The following is an 11560-nucleotide window of genomic DNA, read 5'->3' as shown; positions in this document are numbered from 1 at the left end:
CGACTGCTGCAATCCTGCACGAGGTTGCTCAAAACATCCACTCAACTTTAACGAGGTTGTGAGCAACCTCTCGCTTTGGTTTTGAGAAACCAAAGACACCCACACCCCGTGATTTCGGTTTCTCAAAACCGAAACGACTACTGCAATCCCTGCACGAGGTTTCTCAAAACCTCGACTCAATCTTAACGAGCTTGTAAGCAACATCTTACTTTGGTTTTGAGAAACCAAAGACACCCACACCCCGTGCTTTCGGCTTCTCAAAACCGAAACGACTGCTGTAATCCTTCACGAGGTTTCTCAAAACATCCACTCAACTTTAACGAGGTTGTGAGCAACCTCTCGCTTTGGTTTTGAGAAACCAAAGACACCCGCGCCCCGTGCTTTCGGTTTCTCAAAACCAAAGTGACTTTTTCAGCAAAGCAAGTATTACAAAAAATAAAAGCTTGTTTTATGGGAACAAAACGAATTTCTGGCTCAGAGGATGAACGCTGTTTCTTCATCACTACCTCCTGTTATCAACATAAGTTCTTATTACTAGATATACAGGCATTTGATATTGTACTTGACAACTTTCGTTTCTACAATAAGCGTTACTCCGCACGACTCTTGGGATATGTGCTAATGAGTAATCATATTCATTTCATGCTCTTTTTCGAAGACCAAAACTATTTATCAAAGTACCTTCGAGATTTTAAAAAATATAGTTCTCTGCAACTACGCGAGCATCTCTCACAATTTTATCCTCATATTTTACCTGAAATCCTGTATGAATATCGAAGTCAGCATTACAAAATTTGGGACGATGAGTTTGATGATGTAGTAATTTATAGCAGGAAAATGTGCGAAATAAAGCTTGATTATATGCACAACAATCCCGTAAAAGCGGGTCTTGTGACAGAGCCAAGCGATTATCTGTTTTCCAGTGCTAAATTTTATGAAAACTGGAAGGTTAACATCCAATCTGAGCTTTTACATTACAGAGATGTTTTTTAAACGAGGTTGTGAGCAACCTACCGCTTTGGTTTTGAGAAACCAAAGGCACTCGCACACCGTACTTTCGGTTTCTCAAAACCGAAACGACTGCTGCAATGAGGTTTCTCAAAACCTCGACTCAATTTTAACGAGGTTGTGAGCAACCTCTGCTTTGGTTTTGAGAAACCAAAGGCACTCGCACACCGTACTTTCGGTTTCTCAAAACCGAAACGACTGCTGTAATCTTGCACGAGGTTTCTCAAAACCTCGACTCAATTTTAACGAGGTTGTGAGCAACCTCTCGCTTTGGTTTTGAGAAACCAAAGGCACTCGCGCCATGCTTTCAGTTTCTCAACGTACGTGATTTCGGTTTCTCAAAACCGAAGCGACTGCTGTAATCTTGCACGAGGTTTCTCAAAACCTCGACTCAATTTTAACGAGGTTGTGAGCAACCTCTCGCTTTGGTTTTGAGAAACCAAAGGCACTCTCGCCATGCTTTCAGTTTCTCAACGTACGTGATTTTGGTTTCTCAAAACCGAAACGACTGCTACAATCCCTGCGAGAGGTTTCTCAGAACCTCGACTCAATCTTAACGAGGTTGTAAGCAACCTCTCGCTTTGGTTTTGAGAAACCAAAGGCACTCGCGCCATGCTTTCAGTTTCTCAGCGTACGTGCTTTCGGTTTCTCAAAACCGAAACGACTGCTGCAATCCTGCACGAGGGTTTTATCAACCAAAGGCACACTAAATCAGCAGATTGCACCCACGAACATCCGAATTATCAAACCGACCAATCACTTCAAATTGGTAAGAGGTATCACCAACAAATCGACCCAAATCTTGGGTTTCGATAAATGAGCAAGAATCTAAGTTCCCCAAATCAACCACATTGATACCACCATACCTCATTCCACGCTGTGGGGAGTCGGTTACGGAAAAAGGGTCATTTATATCTCTAAGTAGGATTCTCATTGTGCGAGAGGTCTCAAAAATCCCGTCACCATTAGAATACGACTGCGACAAAAGCTCCGTCATTCCGTATTCGGAGTGAATGTTTTTTACCCCAAAAGCGGCCGTTAGTTCTGCATGTACCTCTTCACGCAGCATTTCACGGCGGCGTCCCTTCATTCCACCCGTTTCCATCACCATTAATTCTGGTAATTCCTTCAAAAACGAAAGGTCATTTTTTGATTCCGCCAAATCCAACAACGCAAACGTCACCCCCCACAAAATTACTTTCCGACCGTCGGGTTGCTGTACCAATTTTTTGAGTGTTGCTAATAGCTCATCTACATTATGCAAAAAGAAACCAGAAACGGGCGACTGCGTTTTTGCAATAAATTGTTGAACCATATACACCAACGAGGAGTTATTTCGTTCAAGATACGAAGGTAACAATGCCAGCAGGTGAAAGTCAGAAAGTGAGCCGTAGCTTTTTTCAAAAATCTCGGTACTGATTTCGTCATACCAGCCCAAGTCCGCCACCAAATGACGGCTTGTTTGGGTTCCAGTTGTACCGCTACTTTCAAAAACAGTTTGTATGTTGGGGTTACCCGTCACCACTTGATGGTGTTTAAAGAAGCCAATTGGCAAAAACGGCACCAACGACAAACGGTTAACTTGAGCGGGGCGAATTCGCAAATGAGAAAGATACTGACGGTAAATGGGCGCATGAACCGCCTGATAATGAAACACCTGCAAGGCAACTTCCTCAAACGTATCAGCCGTTAAGGTTCGTACAGCATTTCGTAAATTGGGCAAAGTTGACATTTTACTAGGGTCGAATTTCAATTTCCGATTGACAAAGCATTAATAACTACTAAATTTATCCAATATTTGGAACAAACTTAACAAGAAAGATGAAGGGCTTCGTTCGTTTTATTGCTACTCTTTTACTATTTGCCATTTCGACAACTGGTTGTTTTACTCCTCCCAACTACAGCCCCGTTCCCGAAATTGGCTTCAATAGCATTGATAAGTTTGAGGTGATTGAGCCTTTTTCACAAGCCAAACAAGACTCGGTTGTCATCACCATCAATTTCAAAGATGGCGATGGTGATTTGGGAGAAAGCACCGACAACCGAACCAATGCGAAGTATGACACTTGGGGAAATTATGAACTCAAAACCTTCCGTCGAGTGAGCGGAAATCAGTACCAAGAAGTAAATTTGGCAGCTAACTCCAAACTATTTTTCCCTGTGCTTAAACCCGACGGCAAAAAAGGCCCCATCGAAGGTTTATTGGATTATGCCGTGTATTTTCCCTATTCCCGAAACTCTAAGTTAACAACCGTTAAGTTCCAAATTAAAATCCGCGACCGCGCACTCAATGTAAGCAACGTGATTGAAACCGATACGCTTTCAGTGCCGTTACTTTTGTAGAAAATACGCTTTAACATTTATACAAAATCCCTGTGAAAACACTCGAAATGAGTCTATCACAGGGATTTTTATTTAGAGTCTATGTTTGCGTTATGATTTTATTCCCAAAATCACCTCTTCAATCAAATCACACGCTTCGTGGATTTGCGATTCGGTAATCACCAACGGCGGGGCAAAGCGAATTTTATTGCCGTGGGTTTGTTTACAAAGTAGTCCTCTTTCCTTGAGTTTGAGGCAAATCTGCCACGCCAATGGGCTTTCTTCGTCGGTCGCAATCACGATGGCGTTTAACAGCCCTTTTCCGCGTACCGTTTCAATCAGGGTCGTTTTTTGCTGGATTGCCCGCATTCTTTCTCGGAATATTTCACCAAGACGCTCCGCATTTTCGGCTAATTTTTCATCTTCCAACACCGACAACGCCGCTACCGTCACCGCCGCCGCCAACGGATTTCCACCGTAGGTTGTGTTTGGTCTTATTTTTAAGACGATTCAAGCGATTTTGTTTAGTAAGTAATCTTGAAAAAAGGGTAAAAATTAACTTTGAGGGGGCTTCTATCAGTTATGAATATTCAGGAACTTCCAAAAAGTCTCAGTTATAATTTTCGCTAACTATCTACATAGTTTTCAAGCTGAATATTTTCCATATTAACAAAATCTTTGGTGTTGCGAGTAGCCAATATTAAACCTTTGGTGATTGCTGTAGCCCCAATAAAAATATCTAAATCTTCAACTCTACGGCCTATTTTCCGCAATTGCGCTTTCTGTTTGGCGTATTCTTCCAGACACTCACTAATAGGTATTATCCGCCCTGAAAATGAAGTTCTTAAATCCTGAACCCGTTGAAGGTTTATTAATCGTCTTTCTGGTGAGCTATTTTCAACGCCATATAAAAGCTCCGCAATCGTAATTTCTGATATGTAGCAGAAGCGGAAACCAACTTGAAGTATTTTGTTTCTTAAATTAAATTCACCCTTGATGAAATGAACACAAATATTTGTGTCTAATAAAAATTTACTCATAATTCTATATCTCGGGAGCTACTGACACGGGCAGAATAAATTTGTTTTACCAGCTCGTCGCCAGTTTCTTCACCTTGCCAACTTCCAAACAGACTATAAAAGAGTTTTTCCTTCTCATCTTCCGATTGGACATCTTCAATAACAATCTTAACTTCCTTTTTGCCAAACATTGCTTTTACAGCCTCAATGAAGCTCAAATTGAGGTTTTCGGTATTTAATTGATATGTATGTTGCATTATCCTACCTTATTTTATACGTGTAAGAGCAATTTTAGCTTCTCTATAACATTCTTGTATTATACATAGTTCTACACGTGTTGTAAAGCTTCGTGAGTCTTCAAATATAGTGCTTAATCACTATGCAGTTATGTAAGTGGCGCTTGCACAAACTCAAATATATTGATTTTCAGCCATTTTGTCTGAAAGATTAGCCTTTAAGTGCTGCGTTTATCGCTTCTTGCGTCTAGAAAAGTGACTGGGAATCAGTATAAGAAAGTAATTTTGGCCGTCATTTTTCCCTGTATTAAAACCGGATGGCAAAAAGGGACCTATCGAAGAAAAACTGTATTACGTCGTTTATTTTTCCTACTCTCGAAATGAAAAACTAACCACCGTAAAATTTCAAATACGAGTACGCGACCGCGCCTTCAACGTGAGAAATGTAGTGGAAACAGATACGCTTTTGGTTCCTATTTTGTTTTGAGGATTGTAGGGGGTGAGCCGTTTTATAATAGGATTTATGTATAGTAGATGATAGTTAAAGTCTAATTTTCAGGAAAATCGAAAAGCTTTTATACCACGAAAATTAGTATCTGCGTTTAAGTTCAAACACCTGAACGCCTTCCTGATGAAAAATCTTTTCTCTTTTCTACTTGTATTCTTCGTTATTAAGAGCCTTGCTCAAGTCAAAAACGTTAAAATCACGATTAAAGCCAACGGCAGCAAACCAGAAAAAATTCAGATGACTGCTACCGACATGGTTAGAGATGTACCAGTACTGCTTTTGGAATCAAAGTTTGATTCTTCAGGGGGCGCCTACCTGAATTTCAACCTCGCTAATTCCCAATTTGTGGCAGTTATGATAGGAGATAAATATTGTAAACTTTATCTGACTCCGAATGACAATTTGACCATAGGGGTTGATTTTAAAAATCCGACTGCACCGCTTGAATTTCAAGGTGATGGAGCGCCAATTGCCCGGCATTTATACGATGCCGGACGGACTCTTGTAAAAATAATGGGGGTATCAACCGACGAGTTAGATACTCAAGCGTATCTAAATAAATTAGATACGCTTCAAACTGAACTGGCAAAAGTTCACAACTTACACAAAAACACGTTACCCAATAATGTAAATGTTTTATTGATAAATAGTTACAGAATGTTTGACCTTTATTCCAAACAAATCAAAGAACATAATCTCCAAGCCAAAAAGAAAGAAATACCTCTTGTTTTACAAAACATCAGCGATTCTGTTCCGTTTGATGCAGCTCTTTTAAGTGCGCGGGATGAAGCATACTCCGCTGTCTTGGCTTTTTATTGGTTAAACAAATTAAGCATTGTTTATAAGGAAAATAAAGACCTGAATAACTTCTCAACTATTTATCCGAAATTGACTGTCTCCAAAATTAAATCTGAGAGTTATCCAAAAGAGTTTAAAGAGCTTTTGATTGCAAAGACAATTAATGATGGTTTACGAATTTTGGGAATCACACCCATCACAGAGGCACTTTATCAGGAATTCAAACAGGAATACAGTACTTCGCCTTATCTGACAACACTTGAAGAACGATACAATCAATGGTCTCCATTGGCTAAAGGAAAACCTGCACCGGAAATTGCAGGTTTGACTTCTGACGACAAAATGCTGTCAACAAATGCGTTTAAGGGGAAGGTAATTTATGTAGATGTGTGGGCGACTTGGTGCGGCCCATGCCGAGCTGAATTTCCCAAGGCTTTAGAGTTACAAAAGCAATTTGAAGGAAATGAAAAGGTAGTCTTTCTTAATGTATCAGTTGATAAGAACAGGCAACAATGGAAGAAACTCCTTACCGACAAAAGAACACCTAAAGGCTACCATATTAATCAATCCAACCCTGACCTTCCGGAATCAATTTACAAATCGTACAAAATCGGCGGGATTCCTCGGTATATCCTCATTGACCAAGAAGGAAAAATTGTCAGCGCTGATGCTCCATACCCCTCCTCGGGCAAGGTAGAAGATGAAATAAGAGCGTTGTTGAAGTAAACCAGTAGTATTGAAAATATCTTGTTCTAAAATCTATCCGTCTCAAAAAACGGGCGTTTTGTAAGACAGAATTTGTTACAGAAAAATTCCCCTGAAATAGTAAAAAAGTATCTTTTATTGTCGTCTCACTAATCAACGTAGCCAATTTAGTTGGGTTAAAGAGACATAAATAAAAAGCCTCAGAAACAGTAGTTCCTAAGGCGGCCGTTCAACGCAATCCAAACAAACAAAGCAGGCTAAACAGCAGTAACCACCCCCAAAATCACCTCCTCAATCAAATCACACGCTTCGTGGATTTGCGTTTCTGTAATCACCAACGGCGGAGCAAAGCGAATTTTATTGCCGTGAGTTTGTTTGCAAAGTAGTCCTTTTTCTTTGAGTTGGAGGCAAATTTGCCACGCCAATGGGCTTTCTTCGTCGGTCGCAATGACGATGGCGTTTAACAGCCCTTTTCCGCGTACCGTTTCAATCAGGGTCGTTTTTTGCTGGATTGCCCGCATTCGTTCACGGAATATTTCCCCAAGACGCTCCGCATTTTCGGCTAATTTTTCATCTTCCAACACCGATAACGCCGCTACCGTCACTGCCGCCGCCAACGGATTTCCACCGTAGGTTGACCCGTGCTGGCCAGGTTTAATGGTGAGCATGATTTCATCACTAGCCAAGACGCAAGACACAGGATAAACGCCGCCCGAAAGGGCTTTTCCTAATACCAAAATATCGGGTTTCACACCTTCGTGGTCGCAAGCAAGACGCTTGCCCGTACGCCCAAGCCCTGTTTGAACTTCGTCGGCAATAAACAACACGTTGTACTTGGTACACAGCTCGCGCACCCCGCGCAAATACCCTTCATCGGGCACCACAACCCCCGCTTCGCCCTGAATGGGTTCCACCATAAAGCCCGCGATGTTGGGGTCGGCTTGGAAGGTTTGTTCGAGTGTTTCTAAATCATTGTAAGGTACAATAATGTAACCTGGCAAAAAAGGGCCATAATCATCGATGCTTTCGGGATCTGTAGAAGCCGAGATAGCCGCGAGCGTACGCCCCCAAAAGTTTCCTACCGCATACACCGTTTTGGCTTGGTTTTGGGGAATCCCTTTCACCAAATAGCCCCATTTACGGGTCAGTTTGAGCGCCGTTTCTCCGCCCTCTACCCCCGAATTCATCATCAAAACCTTGTCGTAGCCAAAGTAATCGCACAAGAATTTCTCGCATTTGCCCAAAACAGAATTATGAAACGCCCGCGATGTCAGCGTCAGTTTTTGCGCTTGTGTTGTCAAGGCACTCACAATTCGTGGGTGGCAATGTCCCTGATTCACGGCACTATACGCCGACAAAAAATCGTAATAGCGTTTGCCTTCCAGGTCCCACACAAAAACCCCTTCGCCCCGCTCAATAACCACTGGCACGGGCTTATAATTATGCGCTCCGTAGCGCTTTTCAAGGCCAATGAGGTAGTCGGTTTGAGTAAGTTCGGTTGTCATGGTGGTTTTAGAAGTTTGAGCCAACAATTTTTATTACTTTTGTAAAGTTACATTTTAACTTATTTTCAATTTTTAACAAGTCAAATTTCTTTCAAACACTTAAATTTCAAACAGTTTTTTAATTTCAAACACGCTATAAAACCAAATCTAACTTTCGTTAACATGTTTAAACAACTCCTTTTTTTGGCCACAGCACTTAGCTTTTCGGCCATCGCGCAAGACCGTCGCCCCACCACGCCACCTGCAGCCAGTGGCACCCCAGCGGCAACGGCACCCGCCGCACCAGCCGCTGCTGCCCCTAAGGCGGGTCCTAAGTCCTACAAAGAAGTCATTACCGACAAAAGTAAGACGACCAAGGGCTTATTCATCGTTCACAAACTAGATGAAAAATACTTCTTTGAACTCCCCGATTCGCTACTCGGTCGCGAAATGATGGCCATCACTCGTCTTTCACAGTCAAGTACCACGCCTGGGTCGGTAGGTTTGCCTGCTTACGGTGGAGAATTGCTTAACCGCCAAGTAGTTCGTTTTGAAAAAGGCCCTGACAACAAGATTTTTATGCGTTCGGTCGCCTTTATCAACGTGAGTGACGATGCCAATGCTCCGATTTACAAGGCCGTTCGCAACTCTAACCTTGACCCAATCGCCATGGCCTTTGACGTGAAAGCTGTGCGCAAAGACACCTCGGTAGTGATTGAAGTGACCGACTTCTTCAAAAGCGACAACACCGTGATTTCGATGTCTCCCATCGTTCGTCAGGCATACAAACTGACGATGCTTCAAAACGACCGTACCTACATTCAGAGCATCAAGTCGTTCCCAATCAACACGGAGATAAAGGTGGTAAAAACCTACGGTGTTACGCCGCCAATGCCAAGCTTTGGCCCTTCTACGAGCCCTATTCCTTCGGTAAATCTACCCGCTGCTTCGATTGCAGGCGCCGTGACAATGGAGCTGAACACCTCGTTTATCGCCTTACCAGCCGTGCCAATGAAACAGCGTTTGTTTGACTTACGGGTCGGGTATTTTGCCAATGGTTATACCGTTTATGGTGAAAACTCACAACGTACCGAAGACAAAACGTTTGTGGTTCGTTGGCGTTTGGAACCTAAAAACAAAGCCGACGAAGAGCGTCAGCGCCGTGGTGAGTTGATTGAGCCTAAAAAACCCATCGTTTTCTACATCGACCCTGCTACGCCAAAACAATGGCGGAAGTTTCTTAAAATGGGGGTTGACGACTGGAACGTAGCCTTTGAAAAAGCAGGGTGGAAAAATGCCATTCGCGGCGAAATTTTGGCCGACAACGACACGACCATCAGCATGGAAGACGCACGCTACTCGGCGATTCGCTATTTTGCTTCCGACATTGAAAATGCGTACGGCCCCAACGTCCACGACCCACGTACGGGAGAGATTTTGGAAAGCCACATTGGTTGGTACCACAACGTGATGAAACTCCTCAAAAAATGGTACATGACCCAAGCCGCTGCCGCTGACCCGCGCGCTCGTAAGAATAAGTTTGACGATGAATTGATGGGACAACTGATTCGCTTTGTGTCGTCGCACGAAGTGGGACACACGCTTGGTCTTCGTCACAACTATGGTGCCTCGACGGCAACGCCCGTTGAGAAACTCCGCGACAAAGAATTTATTACCAAAAATGGACACACTTCGTCTATCATGGACTACGCTCGTTTCAACTACGTAGCCCAACCCGAAGACGGTGTGACTGACTTTTTCCCTCGCATTGGCGACTACGACATTTGGGCGATTGAGTGGGCGTACAAACCCATTTATGACACCAAAACCGCCGAAGAAGACAAGCTTATTTTGAACAAATGGTACAAAGAGAAAGCCCTTCCCAACCGCCGTTTGTGGTTCTTGACCGAAACCAACCCCTACGACCCTCGTTCACAAAACGAAGACATCGGTGACAACGCCATGCTTGCCAGCGGTTACGGTATCAAAAACCTCCAACGCATTGTGCCAAACCTCGTCGAATGGACCAAACAAGAAGGCGAAGATTATGACATGTTGGAAGAAGGTTACAACGAAGTGGTGACGCAGTTCCGTCGCTATATGGGTCACGTAACCAAAAACGTGGGCGGTATTTACGAAACCCCAAAATCGGCTGACCAAGATGGACCAGTGTATGAGCCAACGCCTAAAAAAATGCAAAAAGATGCGGTTGCGTTCTTAAATCAGCAACTGTTCAACACGCCTAAGTGGATACTAGACGAAAACATCTTGCGCCGTATTCGTCCTGACATGGGGGTTGATTTTATTTCCAAAATTCAGGAAACTACCCTTAGTAGCCTTTTTGCCAGCGACCGCCTCCAACGCATGATTGAGATGACCGAAAAAACGGCCGATGCCTACTCAATGGATGAGTTATTTGCCGATGTAAAAGGAGGAGTTTGGGGAGAATTGAAAACGCGCAAAGCAGCCGATGCTCACCGTCGTAACCTCCAAAAAATCTATGTAGAGCGCATGATTGCAACGCTAAACGCACCTGCGGCAGTTGGTTTTCCTTCTACCACTCCGATGAAGATGTTTGGCGCGGTGGTTGCTCCTTCGGTGGACATCCGCAAAAACGACGTGCAGTCGATGGTACGGGCGCACTTGACTTCGTTGCAAGGCGAAATTCAAGCGGCACTTCCAACCATTACCGACAAAATGACGAAATACCACCTTCAAGATTGCGTTTTCCGCATTAAGAAGGCGTTAGACCCTAAATAGTCTGACGAAGACCTTGTGCGTCGGGTCAAAACCCGACGCACTTTTACTACATTCACTATCCTCTTTGTATCAAAACTTATGGAAGAACCACTTGACGAATTTGACCGACTCATTTTGCAGCAACTCGAACGAGACGCCCGCAAAGCTTATTCGGCCATCGCCGATGATTTACAGATTTCCAACACAATGGTGCATCAACGGGTAGGAAAATTGAAACGGATTGGTATCCTAAAAGGAAGCACGATTGTCTTAAACGAACGAAAATTAGGCTACGAATGGGGCGCTTTTACGGGCATTACACTCAAAGAAGACTCTGATTCTGAGAAAATTATTGACGCACTCAAGCAAATCCCCGAAGTCACTGAGTGTTATTATATTACAGGAAAATATACGCTTTATATTCGCATCGTGGCTCGCAGCAATGAGCACATGCGCAAAGTTTTATACGAAAAAATAGACCATATCCCTGGCGTTCTCAAAACCGAATCGCTGATTGATTTTGGGGCGGCCTTCAAACGAAATGTACCCATCGAAGAATAAATCATAAACCCGTTTGAAAAGGGGCAAAAAAGGCAAAGGGCAAACGACCAAGTGTGCTTTCGGTTGCTTACAAAGTGTGCTTTCGCTTGCTCACCAAGTGTGTTTTCGGTTTCTCAAAACCGAAACAGGGGTTACTTATAACCCCGTACAATGAAGACCTATCAGTAACCAAAAACAATT

At 43.2% G+C, this 11560-nt stretch carries 10 protein-coding genes and 1 pseudogene; 5 read left to right on the top strand and 6 right to left on the bottom strand.

Features of this window, described 5'->3' with window-relative positions; translation table 11 throughout:
• On the bottom strand, positions 1 to 204 hold a 204-nt coding region (locus tag FHS57_RS31665), incomplete at its 3' end, for a hypothetical protein (protein ID WP_221225614.1).
• Between the two features lie 198 nt (positions 205 to 402).
• Between FHS57_RS31665 and FHS57_RS12390 the strand changes: the two genes are divergently transcribed.
• The gene (locus FHS57_RS12390; RefSeq protein WP_183974014.1) at positions 403 to 993 is read left to right on the top strand and encodes an REP-associated tyrosine transposase; all 591 of its coding nucleotides are present in this window, start codon (positions 403 to 405) and stop codon (positions 991 to 993) included.
• Between the two features lie 721 nt (positions 994 to 1714).
• Here the strand turns inward: FHS57_RS12390 and FHS57_RS12385 are convergent.
• Positions 1715 to 2740, bottom strand: a complete 1026-nt coding sequence (locus tag FHS57_RS12385) for a LuxE/PaaK family acyltransferase (RefSeq protein WP_183974006.1) — start codon at positions 2738 to 2740, stop codon at positions 1715 to 1717.
• Between the two features lie 89 nt (positions 2741 to 2829).
• Between FHS57_RS12385 and FHS57_RS12380 the strand changes: the two genes are divergently transcribed.
• Positions 2830 to 3351 carry a hypothetical protein gene (locus tag FHS57_RS12380; RefSeq protein WP_183974004.1) on the top strand — a complete coding sequence of 174 codons (522 nt, stop codon included), beginning with the start codon at positions 2830 to 2832 and terminating at the stop codon, positions 3349 to 3351.
• Between the two features lie 90 nt (positions 3352 to 3441).
• Here FHS57_RS12380 and FHS57_RS12375 read toward each other — a convergent pair.
• The 3 genes and pseudogenes from FHS57_RS12375 to FHS57_RS12365 all read right to left on the bottom strand — a co-directional run.
• Positions 3442 to 3840, bottom strand: a pseudogene (locus FHS57_RS12375) (aminotransferase class III-fold pyridoxal phosphate-dependent enzyme); the annotation flags it as partial.
• A gap of 116 nt (positions 3841 to 3956) precedes the next feature.
• Positions 3957 to 4370 carry a PIN domain-containing protein gene (locus tag FHS57_RS12370; protein WP_183974002.1) on the bottom strand — a complete coding sequence of 138 codons (414 nt, stop codon included), beginning with the start codon at positions 4368 to 4370 and terminating at the stop codon, positions 3957 to 3959.
• A complete protein-coding gene (locus tag FHS57_RS12365; RefSeq protein WP_183973998.1) occupies positions 4367 to 4606 on the bottom strand; it encodes a hypothetical protein in 240 nt (79 codons plus the stop codon). Before FHS57_RS12365 ends, FHS57_RS12370 begins: the two co-directional genes overlap by 4 nt.
• A 610-nt stretch (positions 4607 to 5216) precedes the next feature.
• Here FHS57_RS12365 and FHS57_RS12360 point away from each other — a divergent pair.
• On the top strand, positions 5217 to 6617 hold the full coding sequence (locus tag FHS57_RS12360; protein ID WP_183973996.1) for a TlpA family protein disulfide reductase: 1401 nt from the start codon (positions 5217 to 5219) through the stop codon (positions 6615 to 6617).
• A 236-nt stretch (positions 6618 to 6853) separates the two neighbouring features.
• Here FHS57_RS12360 and rocD read toward each other — a convergent pair whose 3' ends face one another.
• On the bottom strand, positions 6854 to 8101 hold the full coding sequence (gene rocD / locus FHS57_RS12355; RefSeq protein WP_183973994.1) for an ornithine--oxo-acid transaminase: 1248 nt from the start codon (positions 8099 to 8101) through the stop codon (positions 6854 to 6856).
• A 162-nt stretch (positions 8102 to 8263) separates the two neighbouring features.
• Between rocD and FHS57_RS12350 the strand changes: the two genes are divergently transcribed.
• Together FHS57_RS12350 and FHS57_RS12345 are read left to right on the top strand one after the other, a co-directional pair.
• Positions 8264 to 10840 carry a zinc-dependent metalloprotease gene (locus FHS57_RS12350; protein WP_183973992.1) on the top strand — a complete coding sequence of 859 codons (2577 nt, stop codon included), beginning with the start codon at positions 8264 to 8266 and terminating at the stop codon, positions 10838 to 10840.
• 78 nt (positions 10841 to 10918) lie between these two features.
• The gene (locus FHS57_RS12345; RefSeq protein WP_183973990.1) at positions 10919 to 11380 is read left to right on the top strand and encodes an Lrp/AsnC family transcriptional regulator; all 462 of its coding nucleotides are present in this window, start codon (positions 10919 to 10921) and stop codon (positions 11378 to 11380) included.
• Positions 11381 to 11560 lie beyond the last annotated feature (180 nt).

The sequence above is a fragment of the Runella defluvii genome (assembly GCF_014195535.1).
Classification (GTDB): domain Bacteria; phylum Bacteroidota; class Bacteroidia; order Cytophagales; family Spirosomataceae; genus Runella; species Runella defluvii.
The sequence above is the reverse complement of the archived record's forward strand: the minus strand, read 5'-3'. Positions and strand labels throughout refer to the sequence as shown.